19 protein-coding genes are annotated in these 18996 nt (G+C 62.8%); 7 read left to right on the top strand and 12 right to left on the bottom strand.

The window, feature by feature from the left end:
• The first annotated feature begins 1 nt into the window (after position 1).
• The 4 genes from NXS98_RS10400 to lptE are packed head-to-tail and all read left to right on the top strand — an operon-like array spanning position 2 to position 3715.
• Positions 2–1375 carry an aspartate aminotransferase family protein gene (locus NXS98_RS10400; RefSeq protein WP_283844900.1) on the top strand — a complete coding sequence of 458 codons (1374 nt, stop codon included), beginning with the start codon at positions 2–4 and terminating at the stop codon, positions 1373–1375.
• Between the two features lie 46 nt (positions 1376–1421).
• Entirely contained in the window at positions 1422–2120 is a 699-nt protein-coding gene (gene can / locus NXS98_RS10395) for a carbonate dehydratase (protein WP_283844899.1), read from the top strand.
• Between the two features lie 17 nt (positions 2121–2137).
• On the top strand, positions 2138–3181 hold the full coding sequence (gene bamD / locus NXS98_RS10390) for an outer membrane protein assembly factor BamD (protein WP_283844898.1): 1044 nt from the start codon (positions 2138–2140) through the stop codon (positions 3179–3181).
• 9 nt (positions 3182–3190) lie between these two features.
• On the top strand, positions 3191–3715 hold the full coding sequence (gene lptE, locus NXS98_RS10385; protein WP_283844897.1) for an LPS assembly lipoprotein LptE: 525 nt from the start codon (positions 3191–3193) through the stop codon (positions 3713–3715).
• A gap of 14 nt (positions 3716–3729) precedes the next feature.
• Here lptE and NXS98_RS10380 read toward each other — a convergent pair whose 3' ends face one another.
• The 7 genes from NXS98_RS10380 to pyrE all read right to left on the bottom strand — a co-directional run bounded on the left by NXS98_RS10380 (position 3730) and on the right by pyrE (position 11604).
• Positions 3730–4899 (bottom strand): glycosyltransferase family 4 protein, encoded by a 1170-nt coding sequence (locus NXS98_RS10380; RefSeq protein WP_283844896.1) that lies wholly within the window; start codon positions 4897–4899, stop codon positions 3730–3732.
• A 17-nt stretch (positions 4900–4916) separates the two neighbouring features.
• Positions 4917–5681: an FkbM family methyltransferase gene (locus NXS98_RS10375; RefSeq protein WP_283844895.1), complete on the bottom strand. Its 765-nt coding sequence runs from the start codon at positions 5679–5681 to the stop codon at positions 4917–4919.
• A 23-nt stretch (positions 5682–5704) separates the two neighbouring features.
• The gene (locus NXS98_RS10370; RefSeq protein WP_283844894.1) at positions 5705–6178 is read right to left on the bottom strand and encodes a response regulator; all 474 of its coding nucleotides are present in this window, start codon (positions 6176–6178) and stop codon (positions 5705–5707) included.
• A 21-nt stretch (positions 6179–6199) separates the two neighbouring features.
• Entirely contained in the window at positions 6200–8293 is a 2094-nt protein-coding gene (locus NXS98_RS10365; protein WP_283844893.1) for a PAS domain S-box protein, read from the bottom strand.
• A 182-nt stretch (positions 8294–8475) separates the two neighbouring features.
• Complete coding sequence (locus NXS98_RS10360; RefSeq protein ID WP_283844892.1) at positions 8476–9876, bottom strand: MATE family efflux transporter; 1401 nt, start codon at positions 9874–9876, stop codon at positions 8476–8478.
• Positions 9873–11015 (bottom strand): M20 family metallopeptidase, encoded by a 1143-nt coding sequence (locus NXS98_RS10355; RefSeq protein WP_283844891.1) that lies wholly within the window; start codon positions 11013–11015, stop codon positions 9873–9875. The genes NXS98_RS10360 and NXS98_RS10355 overlap by 4 nt, the downstream gene beginning before the upstream one ends.
• A 22-nt stretch (positions 11016–11037) precedes the next feature.
• A complete protein-coding gene (pyrE, locus tag NXS98_RS10350) occupies positions 11038–11604 on the bottom strand; it encodes an orotate phosphoribosyltransferase (protein ID WP_283844890.1) in 567 nt (188 codons plus the stop codon).
• 205 nt (positions 11605–11809) lie between these two features.
• On the opposite strand from pyrE, the gene NXS98_RS10345 reads away from it, so the two are divergent.
• From NXS98_RS10345 to NXS98_RS10335, 3 genes are all read left to right on the top strand, one after another.
• On the top strand, positions 11810–12214 hold the full coding sequence (locus NXS98_RS10345) for a cereblon family protein (RefSeq protein WP_283844889.1): 405 nt from the start codon (positions 11810–11812) through the stop codon (positions 12212–12214).
• A 171-nt stretch (positions 12215–12385) separates the two neighbouring features.
• The gene (gene folE2, locus NXS98_RS10340) at positions 12386–13153 is read left to right on the top strand and encodes a GTP cyclohydrolase FolE2 (protein ID WP_425499955.1); all 768 of its coding nucleotides are present in this window, start codon (positions 12386–12388) and stop codon (positions 13151–13153) included.
• Positions 13154–13285: 132 nt separating this feature from the next.
• Positions 13286–14395 carry a 3-isopropylmalate dehydrogenase gene (locus tag NXS98_RS10335; RefSeq protein ID WP_283844888.1) on the top strand — a complete coding sequence of 370 codons (1110 nt, stop codon included), beginning with the start codon at positions 13286–13288 and terminating at the stop codon, positions 14393–14395.
• 217 nt (positions 14396–14612) lie between these two features.
• On the opposite strand, the gene NXS98_RS10330 is transcribed toward NXS98_RS10335, so the two are convergent.
• The 5 genes from NXS98_RS10330 to NXS98_RS10310 all read right to left on the bottom strand — a co-directional run bounded on the left by NXS98_RS10330 (position 14613) and on the right by NXS98_RS10310 (position 18941).
• Positions 14613–15230 carry a superoxide dismutase gene (locus tag NXS98_RS10330; RefSeq protein WP_283844887.1) on the bottom strand — a complete coding sequence of 206 codons (618 nt, stop codon included), beginning with the start codon at positions 15228–15230 and terminating at the stop codon, positions 14613–14615.
• A gap of 85 nt (positions 15231–15315) precedes the next feature.
• Positions 15316–15867 (bottom strand): peroxiredoxin, encoded by a 552-nt coding sequence (locus NXS98_RS10325; protein WP_283844886.1) that lies wholly within the window; start codon positions 15865–15867, stop codon positions 15316–15318.
• A gap of 70 nt (positions 15868–15937) precedes the next feature.
• Positions 15938–16690, bottom strand: a complete 753-nt coding sequence (locus NXS98_RS10320) for a glycosyltransferase family 2 protein (protein ID WP_283844885.1) — start codon at positions 16688–16690, stop codon at positions 15938–15940.
• Positions 16687–17778: a glycosyltransferase family 4 protein gene (locus NXS98_RS10315; RefSeq protein ID WP_283844884.1), complete on the bottom strand. Its 1092-nt coding sequence runs from the start codon at positions 17776–17778 to the stop codon at positions 16687–16689. Before NXS98_RS10315 ends, NXS98_RS10320 begins: the two co-directional genes overlap by 4 nt.
• The gene (locus NXS98_RS10310; protein ID WP_283844883.1) at positions 17775–18941 is read right to left on the bottom strand and encodes a glycosyltransferase family 4 protein; all 1167 of its coding nucleotides are present in this window, start codon (positions 18939–18941) and stop codon (positions 17775–17777) included. The genes NXS98_RS10315 and NXS98_RS10310 overlap by 4 nt, the downstream gene beginning before the upstream one ends.
• Positions 18942–18996 lie beyond the last annotated feature (55 nt).

The raw sequence follows: 18996 nt of genomic DNA, 5'->3' as shown, positions 1-18996 counted from the left end.
CATGCCGCATCATGCACATATTTCAGGGCGTACCACGCGCCGGGTGCTGGAGCTGCTGCGCCGCTATGAATCGCGCAACGTCACCTTCATGGCGCCGGATGGTTCCTGGCCCATCGTCTGGGAGTGCGCGCGCGGCCTGCACGTTTGGGATGCGGAAGGGCGAAAGTACCTGGACCTCACCGCCGCCTTTGGGGTGGCGGCGGCGGGTCATGCCAACCCGCGGGTCATTCGTGCGGCCCGGCAACAAATGGCCCGCCTGCCCCATGCCATGGGCGATGTGCATCCTCATGCCCGCAAAGCCGAACTGGCCCGCGCCTTGAGCCGCTTGACTTTCGAGCGATGGACCCGCGGTACAGCCCGGGCCAACACGCCCGCCGGCCGGGGCAAGATCATTTTTTGCAACTCCGGGTTTGAAGCGGTGGAAGCAGCTTTGAAAACGGCCCACCTGGGCACCGGCCGGCGCGGGATTGTGGCCTTTGAAGGAGGGTATCATGGGCTGGGCTATGGCGCGTTGAATGCCACCCATCGCCCGTTTTTCCGGCAGCCGTTTCTCTCGCAATTGGGACAGTTTGGGCAGTTTGTGCCCTTTCCCGTCCATGCGGAAGAAGTGCCCGCCGTGCTCGCCGCGGTGGAAGCTCAGCTCAAAACGGGCCATTGCGGGGCGGTGCTGGTGGAGCCGGTGCAGGCGCGGGGCGGCATCCGGGTGCCGCCGCCGGAATTTTTACCGGGCTTGCGGCGGTTGTGCGATGCTTGCGGCGCCTGGTTGATTACGGACGAGATTTACACCGGCTTTGGGCGCACAGGGATGTGGTTTGCCTGCGAGCATGAAGGAGTGATTCCTGACCTTATCTGCCTGGGAAAAGCCTTGACGGGCGGATTCCCTCTTTCCGCTTGTGTGGGCCGGGCCGATTTCATGGACCGTGCCTGGCCGCCCAGCCAGGGCGAGGCCATCCACACCAGCACCTTCCTGGGCAACCCGGTGGGATGCGCCATGGCTTTGGCGCAGATTCAGGAGATTACCGAAAAAAAACTGGTGCAAAACAGTGCGCGGGCGGGGGCGCGGTTTCTGGATGCGCTCCAATCACTGGGACCGCGCTGCGGCGAGCTGGAGATGGAAGCACGGGGCCGGGGATTGATGCTGGGGCTGGCGTTGCGCCGGAGCGGGCGGCCGGCCGGCGCGGAAGCGTTGCAGGTGGTGCAGCAACTATTGCGCAAAGGTTTCCTCGTCCTGCCGGAAGGCGAGCAGGGCGAGGTCATCAGCTTCACCCCGCCGCTGATAATTGCTGAAACACACATCCGCAAAACCATGCAGGCCCTGCGGGAGATTCTGGCCGAAATTGGCGGCGCACCACACCCTCCAAGGCTCTGCTGGTGACATAAAAGTTTGCTGTTCGCAGGGGGCATGGCTAAGGTGGGGGACCATGCGCACACTCAAGACGTTGCTTGCCAACAACCAGAATTGGGCCCGGCAGATGGAGGCGCGGCAACCCGGTTTTTTCGCCACCCTGGCGCAGCAACAACGCCCCAAATTCCTGTGGATTGGGTGCGCGGACAGCCGCGTCCCGGCCAATGAGATTACCGGCCTGTTGCCGGGCGAGATGTTCGTGCACCGCAACATTGCCAACGTGGTGGTTCATAGCGACCTCAACAGCCTGGCGGTCATGCAATTTGCGGTGGAGGTGTTGCAAGTGGAGCACATCATCGTGTGCGGCCATTACGGTTGCGGCGGCGTGCAGGCGGCCTGGCGCGGGGACCGCCTGGGATTGGTGGACCACTGGTTGCGGCATGTGCGGGAGGTGGCCGAGCGCCACCGGGAACGGCTGGCGGCGTTGCCGGATGAAGCGGCGAAAGTGTTGCGTTTGTGTGAGCTGAATGTATTGGAACAGGCCCTGCACGTCAGCCAGTCGCCCGTGGTCCAGGATGCCTGGGGACGCGGGCAAAACCTGTCGGTGCATGCCTGGGTCTATGCGCTGGAGGATGGGTTGTTGCGGGATTTGGAGTACTGCGTGACGTGCAGCGAGGAGGTGGCGCTGTGGTATGCCGCCGCCATCGCCGCGGCAGACCGCCGGCCAGCCGGCCAGCCGGCGCCCGTGCCCCGTCTTGACTTGCCCGCCCGCTGACAGTACGGTTGCGGTTCATGAATCGCTGGACGATACGGTGGTTGCTGGTGGCGGCGGCCCTGATGGCCTTCACCTTTGAATCGCCTGCCCCGCTGGTGTACAGGCCGGGCGAGGGCTGGTATTACGAGCCGGTTGGCTCCAAGGGCGAATGGGTCAAAGGCCGCGCCAAGGACCAACTGGAGGTGGCCAAACAGGCCTTCGAGAAAAAAGATTACAGCCTGGCCCTGCGCGCCGCCCGGCGCACCGTGGCCCAGTGGCCGTTGTCGGATTACGCGCCGGAGGCCCAGTATTACGTGGCGCGCTGCTACGAGGCCCGGGGCAATGGCGAAAAGGCCTTCCGGGAATACCAGAAACTGCTCGAGAAATATCCCAAGTACGAAAAGTACGAGGAGGTCATGCAGCGGCAGTTTGAAATTGCCAATAGCTACCTGGCAGGCAAGTGGTTCCGCGTGCTGGGCCTGGTGCCCTTGTACCGTTCCATGGACAAAACCGCCGACATGTACGAGAAAATCATCCAAAACGGTCCCTACACCGACATCTCCGCCCAGGCGCAGATGAAAATCGGGCAGGCGCATGAAAACAAACGGGGCCTGTTCAAGAAGGCGCCGGATAATTTCAGCGCCGCCAAGGCCTACGAGCGCGCCGCCGACCGGTACTATGACCGCAAGGAAATCGCGGCGGACGCCACCTTCAAACAGGGGCTCGCCTACATGCGGCAGTCGCAGACGGCGGAGTACGACCAGAACGCTGCCAACATGGCGGTCGCCACCTTCACCGATTTCATCACGCTATTTCCGGAGGACCCCCGCGTGCCGGAGGCCCGAAAAAACATCGAGCTGCTTCGCACCGAGCAGGCCCGGGGAAGTTTTCAGGTCGCCAAATTCTACGACAAACGCAAACGTTACGAGGGGGCGCGCATCTACTACAACGAATGCCTGGCCATGGACCCCAACTCGCCCTACGCCGAGACCGCGCGCAAACGGCTCGAGGTCTTGAACAAACTGCTGGGGCCGCGCCAGGAAAGCGCTCCCGCCGACAAACCGGCCGCCAGCGCCAAGTGACGGCGAATTATGAGGGGACTTTCCTGCCTTGCCCGGGCTTTGTGGTGGGGTCTGGTAATCGGCTGCCTGGCCGGTTGCGCGGGCTATCGCCTGGGCCCCAGCAACGGCTTGGCGGCCGGGGAGCGCAGCATCTTTGTCAAACCCTTCCAAAACCAGACCATGGAGCCGCGCCTGGGCGAGCCGGTGACGCATGCCTTGCGCAAAAGCCTGCAGCAGGACGGCACCTTCCGTTTGAATTCTGATGGGGATGCTGACATCGTGGTGACCGGCGCCGTCACCCGCTTTTCCCGCTCGCCGTTGAGTTATCAACCTCATGACCTGGTCAGCGTGCAAGATTATTTCCTGTCCCTCACGGCACGCGTCAAGGCCGTGGAGCGGTCCTCCGGCAAGGTTTTGCTGGACCGCGAAGTCACCGGCACCACGACGGTGCGGGTGGGCACGGATTTGAACAGCACCGAGCGCCAGGCCACACCGCTGCTGGCCCAGGATTTGGCGCGGCGCATCACCGCCCTGTTGACCGATGGGGATTGGTAAGCCGCTTCCCCGCCTTAACCCTGCCCGGTGATTTTTTCCAGCAAGGCGCGCATGCGTTGCGCGGCGGTGGGCCAATTGAGCCGGCGCTGGTACTCCAGAAACGAATTGCGCGCCAGCCTGCGATACTCGTGGTAACGGCGCATCAGGCGCTCAATTTGACCAGCATACTCGTCCGGCCCGGCGCTGGGCGGAAAGGTGTGGCCGTTTAATCCCTCCCGGATGATTGAGGGCACGCCGCCCACCGCGGTGGCCATGCTCGGCAGGCCAAAGGAGGCCGCCTCACAAAACACGATGCCGTAGGCCTCGGCGCGCGTGGGCAGCAGCAGGAAATGCGATTCCCCAAACAGCCGCTCCAATCTGGCCCGCCCTTCCGCTGTGCTTTTATCCAGGAATCCCGCTTCCTTGATGTACGGTGGCAAGTCATGCGCCTGAGGCGGGCGGCTGCCCACCAGCGTCAACTCGGTGGGCAGGCCCATGGCATTCAAGCGGCTGGCCACGGCCATGGCCAGGTCGCCACCTTTCCGCTCCCAGATGCGCCCCACAAAAAGCAGGCGGCAGGGGGACTCCGGGCGGGCGGCGATGAGTTCCTCGATGTCGGCCAGCGTCCGGGAGCATTCGAGGTTGGCGCCGAAGGGAATCACATGCACCCTTTCGGGGTTCAAGTGGTAATGCCGCAGCGCGCTCTCCGCCGCCCAGTCCGAGGAAAAGACGGCCAGGCGGCAGCGTTGGAAGACGGTACGGTCAATCCATTCGCCGGCCCGGAGGGTGGCGGCGCAGAGATTTTGGTAATCCGGATAAAAACCCCGCAGGCGGATGAAAGTGCCATCAGTCCACACCACCAGCGGCAGGTGGGTGTCCAAATAGGCCAGGTGGTCGCCAAAGGAGCCTAGCACCACCTGCGCCTGCGTTTGGGCTACGGCGGCAGAGACAGCCCGTCCCAAGGCCCTGGCCCGTTTCAAGTCATAAAGCGCCAGGTACGTTTGGCCCAGGAAATGGCGGTAGAAATGATACTTGCAATGCCGCCACCAATGGCCCGGGGCGCGAAAAGGCCCCAAATGCCGCACGTTCAGTCCGGCTTTTTGGAGTGACTTGCCGATGTAATGAGCCGTGCCTGACCAATGGCGCACATCGTCCGGCGCGCAACCGGCCACGTAAGCCACGGTAAGTTGGGAAGAGGAGTCCATGCGCTGGCAGCGGTGGTTTAGGGCGAGGATGGCGGGCGATGGCTGACAAAGAGGGCATCGGCCCATTTGGCCGAGCCGTCCGGGGCCCGGTTGATTTCATAAAGGCCCACCAGGTGGTAATGCCGCTGCCAGAGAAAATCGTAAATCTCATGAAAATAAGCCTGTCCCTCGTAGAGCGGCACAAACAACACCTCCAACAGCAGGCAGCGAATACGGTGTTGCTCCAGCAGCGCGCCCGCCCCCTGCAAAATCCGCAGGTCATAACCCTGCGCATCCACTTTCAACAAATCTATGCGGTCCACCTTGTGTTCGCGGCAGAAGGTTTCAAGGCGACGGACGGGGACGGGGAGCACGCCGCGCGTTTCCTGCCAACCCGGAGGAGAGTAATGGGAGGCTGCGGCATCCGTAGCCAGTAGCGAATTGGTCACGTTCGCTTCATTGACATGCAATTCTTTGTTTCCGTCTTCGTCTCCCAGCGCCAGACAATGGGCCGTGACGTTGGGATACGGTGCGGCAAATTGTTGCAAGGTGGCGAAAGCCTGCGGAAAAGGTTCAAACGCATGGCAATGCGCGGACGGGAAATGCTGCAAAACCCGCCCCAAAAATTGCCCCACATTGGCACCCACATCAAAAATGACTTTGGGAGGGCTTGGGCCGAAAAGGTTGGCCACATCCATCAGAGAATCTCGCCCCCATTCCCGCTGATTGACCAGGTCATAACCCAGCCGCTGCAAGCCCGCCCGCATAGCGCGACGCAGAGCCGGCGGGAGAAGGCGTTTCATGGAAAGGGATGCTCCCAAGAAGTTTAGGCCTGGGTGCCCGGAGCACATCCTCCGCCAGGGGGTGGCGCGGGGGGCGGGGGTGGCGGGGCGGCATCCGCCGGGCTTTCCGGCGCGGCGGGGAGGTCCGGAAGATGTTTGGCGATGCAGGCTTCCAGTTGCTCCAGGGTTACGGGTTTGGCCAGAAAGAAAAGGCCGCCGCGCGTGCCGCCGGTGTCGCCCACTTCCCGCTTCGAGACGGTGGCGGTGAGAAAGACAATGGGCACGTTTTTCAGGCGGTTGTCGGCCTGGATGTGCGCCGCCACTTCGCCGCCGTCGGCGTCGGGCATGATGACATCCAGAAAAATGAGATGCGGCTTGAATTCACGCGCTGCCGCGGCCCCGCGCCGTCCTCGGTTTTCCTCGCGCACCTCGTATTTGCCGGTTTTTTCGAGGTTGAGGCGCACCATCCGGGTGAAGGTCGGTTCGTCGTCAATGATGAGTATGCGTTTCTTTTCCATACAGGCCGCCCGCGTGGAGGGTCATATTTTGAAGGTGATGACCACCTGCACGCCGCCTTCCACACGATTGGAAATGTGGATGTCAGCGCCATGCATTTCAAGGATTTTCTTGGAAACCGCCAGGCCCAGGCCGGTGCCTTTGCCGGCGGGCTTGGTGGTGAAAAACGGTTCATAGAGCCGCGCCATCATTTCCGCGGGAATGCCGATGCCCGTGTCCTCGATTTCCACCTCCACCACCTGGTTGCCGGGGTGGAAGCGTTCCCCGCCCCGGACATTGGCGGTGGTGCCCTCCCGCAGACCCAGGGTGCGGGAACGGGTGGTGACCGTCAGCACGCCGCCTTCGGGCATGGCTTGCAGCGCATTCATAAATAAATTGACGAGCACCTGCTCGATTTTATTGCGGTCCATGGGCACCAGCGGCAGGTCCGGCGCCAGGCGTTTGACGACTTGCACGCCGGCCTTGGAAAAGTCATGCCGCATGAGGGCCAGCGGCTGTTCGATGACCGTGTTCAGATTCTCCGGTTTGACGCCCAGCTCCTGCGAAGCGGCAAAATCCAGCAGGCTCCGGATGACTCCATCGGCGCGGGTCAGTGCCACGCGCATGTCCTCGAGCACCATCTTGACGTCTTCCAATTTGGCCGCCGCCGTGCCATCCAGATACTCGATGCCGGAGAGCAGAATGGCCAGCGGATTCTTGACTTCATGCGCCAGGCCGGCCGCCAGCCGGCCCACCGTCTCCATTTTTTCGGCGCGGATGAGCAACATTTGGGCGGCTTTGAGCTCCTCGTGGGATTTGTTGAGGTCCTGCAAGGCCTTCATCAACTGGTCGCGGCTGGTGGAGAGTTCGAGATTGGCCTGGCGCAGTTTTTCCTCGGCTTCCTTCCGCTCGGTGATGTCCGAAATCAGCCCGTCGTACGCCACCACTTCGCCCTTTTCGTTGCGCCGGGGCACCTGCGTGTTGCGCACCCAGCGCACCGAGCCGTCGCGGTGAATGATGCGATGCTCCAGCGGCTCGGTGTGGCCGGCGCGGATTTGATCCAGCATCCTCACCACTTTTTCCCGGTCCTCGGGGTGAATCATCAGGTACCAGAGATAGGGGGCTTCCGCGTAATCCTCGGGCGAGTACCCCGTGACGGCAAGGCAACCGGGGCCGTGCCGGGTGGCGAAGGGTTTGCCGTCGCGAAACTCCACCGTGTAAATGTAATCCGTGACGCTGTTCAACAGCGTGCGGTAACGCTCCTCGCTCTGGCGCAGAGCCTCCTCGGCTTCGCGGCTGGCGGTGATGTCCCAGAAAATCCCCTGCACGCCGATGATTTTGCCCGCGGCGTCCCGGATGGGCGTTTTGCAAACGTGCACGTAAATTTTGCGGCCACCGGGGGGCTGGTTGATTTCCACTGTCTCGAACGCCTCGCCTGTCTGGATCACCCGCCGGTCGTCCTCCTGGTATTTGGCGGCCAGCTCGGGCGGAAAGAAATCGTAATCCGTGCGCCCCGTCACTTCCTCCAGCGAGCGGCCCAGGAGCTGGCAGAACCGCCGGTTGGCAAAGGAAAAACGCAGGTCCAGTTCCTTGCGAAAAATGTATTGCGGCAGATTTTCCACCAGGCTGTGGTAAAAGGCCTCGGACTGCCGCAGTTTTTCCTCGGCCCGTTTTTGCTCGGAATTATCGCGCGCTATGATGGCCGCGCCGCGCACCGGGGTCCCGGGCCGGGTGCGAATGGGCGACAGGGTGAGGGCTACATGCACCGGCGGGCCGGGCGGGCGGGGCAGCATCAGTTCATACCGGCTTAAGTGCTCCCCCCGGCGGAGGCGTTCCAAGATGCCATCGCATTCGTGACGGCGTTCCGGCGGAAACAAAACATGGAAGGACTGCCCCATGACCTGGGCGGCGGTGCGGCCAAAGATGCGCTCGGCGGCGGGATTCCAACTGTTGATGACGCCATCGCGGCGCAGACTGAAGATGGCATCATCCGAGTGCTGCACCACCACCGCCAGTTGATGCAGGATGGCTTTCGGCCCCGCCTCGGCTTTTTGGGCGGCGCGGATGCTCCGGGTTTTCCGGGCTTGCCCGCGCGGGCGGGGCTTGGCCGAGGTGGGTTTGGGGCGGGAATGGGCCATAAGGCTCAGGCGATCAGTGGCCCTGCCGCTGCCGATGGCTGCAGCGGCGGAAGGGCAGCCGTTCGTCGTTGGTGCATATCACCGGGCACAATGCCTGCGGCCAAGCATAATCAAATGGGAAAGGGATGCAACCTTTGGCCGCAGGCGGGGGTGCTTGCAGCAGCTTCATCACGCGGGGGGACTTAGATCGCTTCCCCGGCCAGCGGATCGGGGGGAAGAGATTCTTGAGCGCCGTTCCGGGTGCGAAAGGTGAACCAGGCACAAGCCGCCAGAAACAACAGGCTGTACAGGCCCAAAATCTGGATGACCCATTTGAAATGTTGATAGGAGCCGTCCGTGGCGGGGGGCGGCGCGCCGGCGGCCAGCGTGGTGAAGTAGGCGGTGATGAGCAACAGGAGCCACGGGACCACGCCATACTTTTTTCGGGCCAGCAGATTGTTAAGCAGCACATTGCCCAGCGCCAACGGCAACATGCACCAGACAAACCAGGGAATCAAACTGGACAGGACTTGGACACTGACGGCGCTTCCGCGCAGGGCCTTGAGCACACCCGCCGGCAGCCAGGCAGGGTGGAACTCCGGATGCTCCACCACGTAGCGCATCCCCCACGCCATCAGCGTGCAACCGGCGGCCGCCAGGACGCCCAGGGCCGCCACCGAAGCCAGCGTGACCAGCATGACCTGGCTGCGTTTGCCCAGGGCGTGACTGCGCACCACTTTGGGGAACATAACCACCGCCAGCGGCGCGGTGAACATGACCAGGCCGCGCCCGATGGTGCCGGCGGCGTTGTAATTGCCGGTTTGATCCTCCAGATAAAACGTCCGCACCAGCAACACATCCACGCTGAACAGAAATTGAAACGCTCCCAACCCCAGGGTGAGCGGAATGACCACGCGCAGCCAGGGGCCCCAGACAAACGGCAGGTGTTCCTTGCGCCCCCACACTTCGCGGGTGCGCCAGCCGGCCAGCACCACCGACGCCGCAATGCCAATCAAGGCCCCCAGCAGCGCGGCTGTGGCAGTGGGGGGCGGGCTGAGCCAGATTGCCAGAAAGACGAGTGACAAGGCCGTTACCAGGCGCCCGGCGCCATTGGTAATCAAGGCCCAGCCGAGCCAGAAGAAATTCTGGCGGCCTTGCAATACGCCGAAAAGCACCGGCTGCCACAGCAGGCAAAGCGTGAACAGCACGACAATCCACAGGGCCAGCGGTTGATGAATGGCCCAGGTGCTTTGAATCCACCCTTGAAAAGCCAGCACCACCCCCACAAAAACCAGCCATGCCACCAAGGCCCATCCCAGCACCGCCCGCACCGTGCCCGCCAGCCGCGCTTCGTCTTCCGGCGTGATGGCTGCCGCGGTCTGGTGGGCGAAAGTGGTTTGCAGGCCCAGCGCCGGAATGGTCAGCACGTTGAGCATGGCCAGCAACGTGGTGAACAGGCCATACTCCCGCGGGCCGAGGATGGGGTAGATGACGTGCACGGCAAACATGCACACGCCGCCCAGAAGCGTGGCACTGACCATCCAGCCGCTCTGCCGGAAAAAGCGCGCGCGCCCTTCTTTGGGGGTGGATGGAACCGTGGTCATGCCTCGAGCTGCTCCAGAAAATGGCGCAAGATGTCCGTGGCTTGTTGCACCTGGGCCAGGCTCACGTATTCGTCGGCGGTATGCGCTTGCGCAACGTCACCGGGGCCAAAGACCACCGAAGGGGTGCCGGCGCCGGCCAATATCGCGGCATCGCAAAAGAATGGCGCGCCCAGGGGGCGGGGGCAGCGGGCCGCCCGCATGAGGTCCCGAACCAGCGGCAAATCCGCCGGTGTGGCCAGGGCGGGGCAGGAAACGGGTTTGAGATTCGTCACCGTCACCCCGCGCATCCCCGCCTCGCGCAGCCAGCGCTGGATTTCACGGACGGCACTGGCGGTGCTTTCCCCCGGCAGCAAACGGCGGTCCAAGGTCAGCGTGCAGGCATCTGGCACAATGTTGGGCTGGGAGCCGCCTTCAATGCGTCCCACACTCAAGGTGGGGCAGCCCAGCAACGGATGTTTTCGCCGTTGCAACGCGGCCCTGCCCGTGGTGCTCAGGATTTGAATGACCCGGCTCATCGCCTCAACGGCATTGCGTCCTTTTTCAGGCGTGGACCCATGCGCGGCGCGGCCCCGGGTGGCGAGTTGAATCCACGTGTTGCCTTTGTGCGCCGTAACCACGCGGCAGCCGGTGGGTTCACCCACAATCGCCAAATCGGCCCGGCGTCCACTGGCGGCAACCGCGCGCGAGCCAAGCTGGTGATGCTCCTCATCCACCAGCGCCAGCAGGGTGATTTCCACGCCTGCGGGCCGCGGGCCATGGCGGGCCAGTTGGAGAAGCGCGGCCAGCATGGCGGCTACCGAGCCTTTGGTGTCACAGGCTCCCCGCCCGTACAACCGCCCCTGGTGGACGACGGGCTGAAGTTGCGCGGCATCCGCGGGCGGTACCGTGTCAAGATGCGGGGCCAGCCAGATGCGCATGCGCACCGCCCCGGGAGGCGCCAGGCGCAACCACAAATTAAAACGGTGGGGGGCCACTTCCTGCCGCTCCACCTCCAGGCCGCCCTGGGCCGCCACGGCGGTCAAAAAATCAACCATCAACCCTTCGCCTGTGCCAGCCGTGCCGGGAGGGACAAGCGCGGGGTTGACGCTGGGCAGCGCCACCAGCTCGCGCAGTAATTTGATGGGGTCGGCGGGCGTCACACAAAACCACTTCCGGCGCGCGCTATTTGCTGCCCGGTTTTACCGGCGGAATGGCGGCGAGGTCCGGCGGCAGTTGGTCGGGCGCAAACGTCTCCACGTGCATCTGAATGAGACTGAAAAAGGGAAGGCCAAAGTCCACCGTGCCATTGGAGCGGTCCACCAGCACAGCCACCGCCAGCGGCACCCCCCCGTGCTGCCGCACGATGTCCAGCGTCTCCTGCACCCGCCCGCCCTTGGTTACGACGTCCTCCACCACCAGCAGGCGTTCGCCCGGCTGGATAGTAAAGCCACGACGCAATACCAGCTTGCCCTCCTCTTTCTCGGCAAAGATGAAACGGCAGCGCAGTTGGCGGGCGACTTCCTGGCCAATGACCAGACCGCCCATGGCAGGGGCGATGACCGTGGCGGGCGCCAGATGGCGGACCTTCGCGGCCAGGGCGGCGCCAAAGCGCTCGACCGTGGGCATGTGTTGCAGGGCCAGCGCGCATTGAAAGTATTGGCGGCTCCGCAGGCCACTGCGCAAAATAAAATGTCCCTCCAGCAGCGCGCCGGTTTCCCGAAAAACTTGCAAAGCTTCCGTTGCAGTCATGCCCGGGCATGGTAAGGGGGCAGGCAGCCTTTGCCAAGCAGACCTTTTGCCGCAGCCTCCGGCGTTCGCGCCGGCTCCCATGGCATGGCCCTTGGGCGCGCTGCCCGGGCGGTAAACACCGAGTGCCGGGGCGCAGGCCGCCATTGCAAAAGAGGCGCGGAAGGTTAAATTGAGGAAGCAGCTTGCGACTACGCACATCAGTGCCATGTCCGAAAACGAGAACATCCTGGGCACGGCAGAGGTACTCATCCCACGGGTGGACCCCCAGACATCCTTCCAGTCCGGGGAGGGCCAGGAGCAATGGCTGTGTGTGGCCTGTCATCAACCGGTGGCCAGTGAGCGGGAACGGATTCAGGTGCATGGCGCGGCGGAACACACCTTTGTCAACCCTGCGGGCATCAGGTTTTGCATTCTCTTGTTTGGCCAGGTCAGCGGCTGTCTGAACGTGGGCGTGCCCACTCTCGAGCACACCTGGTTTCCCGGCTGCGCCTGGTCCTACTGCCTCTGCGGCCGATGCCGGAGCCATTTGGGCTGGTTTTACACCGGGGCCAGGGTCTTTGTGGCGTTGATTCGGGAGCGGGTGGTGCGGGCTTCGCTGGTGCACAACTAGGCGCGCCCACCCACCACGCTTGGTTTGTGACTTTCGGGTGACGTTGGCAGGACAAGCCATTCTATACGTTTGCAAAAAGGGCGCGGGTGACTATCTTTGCCCATGATTCAGTTGATGGACAGTTTGGCGGCGCCCGCGGGAGCGGGATTCGAGATGAAAGCCCGGCAGCCCATGCACGACAAGCAGAGCGAGCGCGACCACCGGCAGTTGCGAATTGACAAGGTGGGCGTGCGCGGTCTGCGCTTTCCCGTGCAGGTGCTGGACAAGGCCCGGACCCTGCAAAACACCATCGCCACCATTGGCATGTTTGTGGACCTGCCCAAGGAATTCAAGGGCACCCACATGAGCCGTTTCATTGAAGTGCTCAACGCCCATGGCAGCGTGGTGCATGTGGAGAACATCCCGGACATTCTTTACGCGATGCAAAAGCGCCTGCATGCCGAAACGGCCCATCTGGAAATGGAGTTTCCGTATTTCATGGTCAAGCGCGCCCCCGTTTCCGGCCTGCCGGGCGTCATGGATTACACGGCGCGGTTTGATGCGGCCGCCTGCGGGAAGGACATTGATTTTGTGCTGACGGTCAAAGTGCCGGTGACCACCTTGTGCCCCTGCTCCAAGGCCATCAGCCAGTATGGCGCCCACAACCAGCGCGGACTGGTCACCGTGGCGTTGCGCTCCACCGCCACCGTCTGGATTGAGGATGTCATCGAGATGGTCGAACAATCGGCCAGCTCCGAATTATTCGCCCTGCTCAAGCGGCAGGATGAAAAGGCGGTGACGGAGCGGGCCTACGAAAACCCCGTCTTTGTGGAGGACCTCGTGCGCAATGTGGTGGTGCGCTTGAACGCGCGCAAGGAAATCACCTGGTACAAGGTGGAGGCGGAAAACTACGAAAGCATCCATAACCACAACGCCTACGCCTGCATCGAGAAAGGTTGAAGCGCGGCTGTGCGTGGCGGGGGGCGGGTTGACAATTTTTGTTTAAGGCTGGGCAAAATAGCGTTTGCCAAGAACAGGAGTTCGCCTACCATGTGGCTTCCCTGCCGGGGATAACGGCAAACCAAAATTTTTATGAGTCTAAAGAGTTATAATATCGCAGTCATCGGTGGTGATGGCACCGGCCCGGAAGTCGTGCGTGAGGCCATTAAAGTTCTGGATGCCGCCGCGCCCAAGTTCAACTTGAAGTTGAATTACACGTATTACGACATCGGCGGCGAGCGGTACCTCAAGACCGGCGAAGTCCTGCCGGACAGCGTCCTGGCCGAGCTGCGCCAGTTTCCCGCCATCCTGCTGGGAGCCATTGGCCACCCGGGCGTAAAGCCGGGAATTTTGGAAAAGGGCATATTGCTGCGCACACGGTTTGAGCTGGAGCAGTACATCAACCTGCGCCCGGTGAAGCTCTACGACGAGCGGTTTTGCCCGCTCAAGGACAAGAAGCCGGAGGACATTGATTTTGTGGTGGTGCGCGAGAACAACGAGGGGTTGTACACCGGCGCGGGCGGGTTTGTGTTCAAGGGCACGCCCAACGAAATTGCGGTGCAGGAGAGCATCAACACCCGCCGGGGCGTGGAGCGCTGCCTGCGGTTCGCTTATGAGCTGGCCATGAAACGCCGGGGCGGCCAGCCGTGGCGCGGCCTCAAGCCCGAGGAGGTGAAGGAGGGCAAGACGGCGCAGCTCACCCTGTGCGGCAAGACCAACGTGCTCACTTATGCGTTTGATTTGTGGGAACGGGCCTTCATTGAGCTGGGCAAGGACTACCCGAAGGTCAAGCGCGATTACACGCATGTGGACGCCACCACCATGTGGTTTGTGAAGAACCCGGAGTGGTTTGATGTGATTGTCACCGACAACATGTTTGGTGACATCATCACCGACCTGGGCGCCATGATTCAGGGCGGCATGGGCATCGCCGCCGGCGGTAACATCAATCCACAGGGCACCAGCATGTTTGAGCCGATTGGCGGCAGCGCGCCCAAATACACCGGCATGAACGTCATCAACCCCCTGGCGGCCATTTGCGCCGGCCAGATGATGCTGGATTTCCTGGGCGAGACCAAAGCCGCGGCAGCCATCGAGGCGGCGGTCATCAAAGTGGTGCGCGAAAAACTCAAGAGCCTGGCAGCCGGCCGCATGGGTTACAGCACCACCGAAGTGGGCGATTTGGTGGCCAACGCCATTTAAGCCCCGGAGCTGCTTCAAAAGACAAAGGCCGCCCTGCCCGGGCGGCCTTTTTTTTATGGCTCAGCGCCACAAAAACCTGGGGGCGGCTGCAGCCGTCGCCTCCCCCCCGCTCGTCCTCTCTGGTGTAAAGTGAATGGCCGGGAAAGATGCCCCCGTAAGTAAAAAAAACGCCCGCCACCAGGGCGGGCGCGTGTCATCCGACAAGGTTTGCTCTAGCTTACAGGCCGAGGTTGGCGTTGACGTTGTCCCAGTCAATGTAGTTCATGAACTCGTCAATGTACGCCGCGCGAGCGGTGTAGAAGTCGGCATAGTAGGCGTGCTCGTACACGTCGAGGGCGAGGATGGGTTTGACGCCCCAGACGGGGAAGGTGTTCTGCGCGTCGCCGATATAGTTGAACAGCAGGCCGGTCTTCGGGTCGTAGCCGGTCCACACCCAGCCGCGGGCCGCGATGCCGGTGGCCTTCAGGTCCTTCTTGAAGGCGTCAAAGCTGCCAAAGCTTTGCTGGATAAGCTCGGCCACCTTGCCGGTGGGCGCGCCGCCTTTGCCACCAAGATTCATGAAATAAATCTCGTGATTAATCACGCCACCCAGGGCGAAGGTCAGGTCCACCTTGCGGGAGCGGATTTCGCTGTAAATCTGGTTGGCATGCGCCGGATTGGCCGGGTCCAACGTGGCCGCCAGCACCTCCAGCTCCTTGAGAATGGCATTGGTCTTGTTGACGTAGCCCGTGTAGAGCTTGAGGTGTTCCTCATGCGTTTTGTCGGAAATTTTGCCGGTTTTGCCTTTGACTTTGGCAAGCAGCATTTCCTGTTTGTTGGGGTATTGATAGGCCATAGGTCGTTTTCGTTTGTTTAATTTCTGTTTAACTTCTCTCCCTCGCAATATAGGAGCAATGCCGTCAGGCGCAAGGCCCCGCTTTTCATTTTTTCAGGGCCCGCACGGCGGCGGTCATTTCCTCCAGATGCGTTTCGGCTTTGGGCGTATCGGTGAGATGGCGGATGACGCCGTCTGGGCCAATTAAAAAACTCACCCGCCGCGCCATGTTCTGGCCCGGAATGCGGGCGCCGTAAAGGTCGGCGATTTTCCCTGCGGGGTCAGCCAGCAGGGTGAAGTTGAGCTGATGTTCCGCGATGAATTTTTGATGACTCTCCGCCGAATCAAAACTGATGCCCACCACGGTGACCCCCGCCTTTTGCAAATCACCCATGCGGTCCCGCAACCCACAGGCCTGCCGTGTGCAACCGGGGGTGTTGTCCTTGGGATAAAAATACAGCAGCACCGCCCCCCGGCGCAGATGTTCACTGAGTTTCCATTCCTTGCCCTGAGCATCGTGGCCGGTGAACTCGGGCGCCCTGGCGCCCACTTTCAGCGCGGGGTCCGCCGCGACGAGGGAAGTGCTGAGGACGGCCAGCGCCAGGAGGGCGCCTCCTAAATATATCATCGTGCCGTGGTCAGGAGCATTCTTCTGCATTGCGCAAGTTAGCGCACGGCGTGCCGATGTCAAAAACGCCCGCCGGCCCGCGGGAACAGGCTTGGTCCGCTCAGGGGGTTGGATTGCGCCGCAGCCACTGGTATTTGAGGAAAGTTTCCCGCGCACAGAGGGAAGCAATGCGCCACCCTTGCGGGCCATCCAGGAACCCGGCGCGCAGGACATAACCGCGGAGCCAGCGAAACGCCGCGTGATAGTAGGGGGCGAGCGGTCCAGCCGTGCGGCCGGCGGCGCGCTGGCTGGCCGCCCACAGGCGGGCGTAGTGCTCGCTGCGGGCGCGATGGTCGGCGGCGTCTTTGAAGGAGTAATGATAAATATCCCCGCGCAGATGCCGCACTTCGCCCTCCACCTCCAGCCGTTCATGCACCTGGCCGCCGGTGAACCGGGCGCGGTCTTTGCGAAACAAGCGCACCAGCCGGTCGGGGTACCAATCGCCGTGGCGAATCCAGCGGCCTTCGTAGAACACGCAGCGGGGCATGTCGTAACCTGCCACTTCGGCTGGCGGCTCCGTGGCCTTCAACGCCTTGATTTCCCCGGCCAGCTCGGGCGATAAAGCCTCGTCTGCATCCAGGCTCAGCACCCAGGGCAGGCTCGCCAGCGAAAGGGCCAGGTTTTTCTGGCGCACGTATCCCAGCCATTGGTGGGGCACCCAATGGGCGCCATACTGGCGGGCAATGGCCTCCGTGCGGTCCGTGCTGCCGGAATCCACGATGACCATTTCATCCACCAGGGGCGCGCTGCTCGCCAGACACCGCGGCAGATTGGCCTCTTCGTTCAGCGTGATGATGCAGAGGGAAATCTTCATTGCCGGCGCTCCCGGGCCGCGCGTGCCAAAATGGCCAGGGTTTGTTGCACATTGTTTTCCAAAGATAACCGGCCGGCATCCACACGCACGCGTTCACGGCGGTGGCTCCACCGGAGCATGGCCGCCGCCAGGGCAGGCACATCATCCGAGCGCGGTAACACCGTACCGGTAGCCTCTTCTTCGAGGATTTCAGCGGCCCCATTCCAACGTGAGGTAATGACGGGCAGGCCGGCGGCCAGGGCTTCATAGACGACATTGGCCGAGGGTTCATAGAGCGGCGGCAGCACCAGCACGTCGGCGGCGGCATAGGCGTTTTCCATATCGGCGAGCGGCCCCGTGAAAATCACCTGCGCGGGCCGCAGCCAGGGAATGCGCCCCTTGCCGGCCACCACCAATTGCCAGTCAGACCGGCGCACCCGGCCAAAGGCCTCCAGCACCCACGGCAGGCCTTTGCGTTCCCACCCCGACCCGGCAAACAGGAGCACAAACGCCTCAGGCGCAATGTGCCAGCGCTGGCGGAACAGGGCCCGATTCCCTTTTTGGAAACGCTCCACCTCCACTCCGTTGCGGACCAGATGGATGCGCTCGGCCGGGAAGGGAAAATGGGCGAGAATTTCCTGGCGCACCATCTCAGAATTCACAATCACCTGGCCCGTGTGACCGGGGTGGAACACCTGGGCTTCCAGACGAAGCATGCAGCGATGGAACCCGCCCCGGCCCACCCACCATTTTTTCCACCACGGCGCGGCCGCGCGACGGCGCTCCAGCCAGACCCGATGCAGGCCATCTCCGGCGCGGTAAACATCCTGGCCAAGGGTGCGCTCCAAACTGAACACGCAATCAAACGAATGCCGGCTCAGCTCCGCTTGCACAGCCTGGGCAAACCGCCACGGGCGTTGCGCCCGCCTCCCGCTCACCGGCACGGAATGGAAGCCAGCTCCCCCTTTTTCCGCCAGCGCCGCCGGCCAGGTTTCCGCGAAGAGATGCACTTCATGGCCTTCCCTGACGAGCGCTTCACAGAGCCGCTGGGTGTACAGCTCAGCCCCGCCGGTGGCGGCAAAATGACGGCGTATGAGCGCCAGTTTCATGCGGGCAAATGCCGTTGATAAAGCTGTTCCAACTGGTCGAGCATGTGGTCCAAACTATGGCGCTCCACCACCATGGCCCGGCCGCGTTGAGTCATGGCGCGGGTTTCCTCCACCTGGGCCAGGGTGTCGCGTATGGCTTGCGCCAGGGCGGCCGCATTGCCGGCGGGAAAGAGGCGGCCGGTCTCCCCCGGCCGGATGATTTCCGGGATGCCTCCCACGTTGCTGCCCACCACCGGCGTTTGACAGGCCAGCGCTTGCAGACCGATTTGGGGCACGCCTTCATGGCGCGTGGAGGCGATGACCAATACGTCCAGCCCCCGCAGGACTTCCGGCACGTCTTCGCGATGGCCCGTCAGCGTCACCTGCTCCTGCAATTGTAACTCGGCGATTTGCGCCTCGATTTGGTATCGGATGGGTCCTTCGCCCACAATGACATAGCGAGCCGGGAAACGGGCGTCCACCAGTTGGCGGGCTGCTTGCAGGAAAGTGGCGTGTCCTTTCCAGGAGCGCAGCACGGAGACCATGCCCACCCGTGGGGCCTGGGCCGGCGCCGGGATTAACTGCGCTTTGGACCCCTGCGGCGAAAACCGTTGCACGTCAATGCCGGTGGGGATGGTGGTGACGCGATCCGCGGGCAGGTGGAATAATTCGCGAAAATGCGCCGCGATTTTTTCGCTGGTGGTCAGCACGTGATCCGCCAGCGTGGTGAACGCATGGCGGCTCAGCCATGCGTGCGGATAGTCCACGTCAATATGGCGGGTGCGAACAATGAAAGGGACCCGCGCCAGCCGTCCGGCGACGCCCAACAGCCAGCCGTCGCGGGAGCTGTGGGGGTTGAGCACCTGCACCTGGTGTTGCTTAAGCCAGCGCGCCCATTGAATGGCGTGCCAGACAAAGCCCATCCGCGAGAGACGTAAGGGCACAACTTCAATCCCCGCCGCCTGCGCCCGCTGGTAGAGGCAGCTTTCCGGCGGAGCCAGCAGCCACACCTGCGCGCCGCGGCGGGCGAAACCGGCCAGCTCCGCCAGCACGCGATGCTCCTGCCCGCCCCAGCCCAGCGAGCATTCGGAATGCGCGATGCGCCAGGGGCGTTGTGCAGTTGTGGATGACGCCGTCGTCGGCATGTGCGCCGCCAGTTTTAGCCGCCGCAGGCGCGAAATCAAAGGCGAAACGAATCACCGCGGTGGCGGGGGCTAAAAGGCAACCGGCAGGCGAGAG

Origin of the sequence: Fontisphaera persica (assembly GCF_024832785.1) — a bacterium.
In the GTDB taxonomy this organism is placed as follows: Bacteria; Verrucomicrobiota; Verrucomicrobiia; order Limisphaerales; family Fontisphaeraceae; genus Fontisphaera; species Fontisphaera persica.
This window is presented reverse-complemented; position numbering and strand designations above follow the sequence as displayed.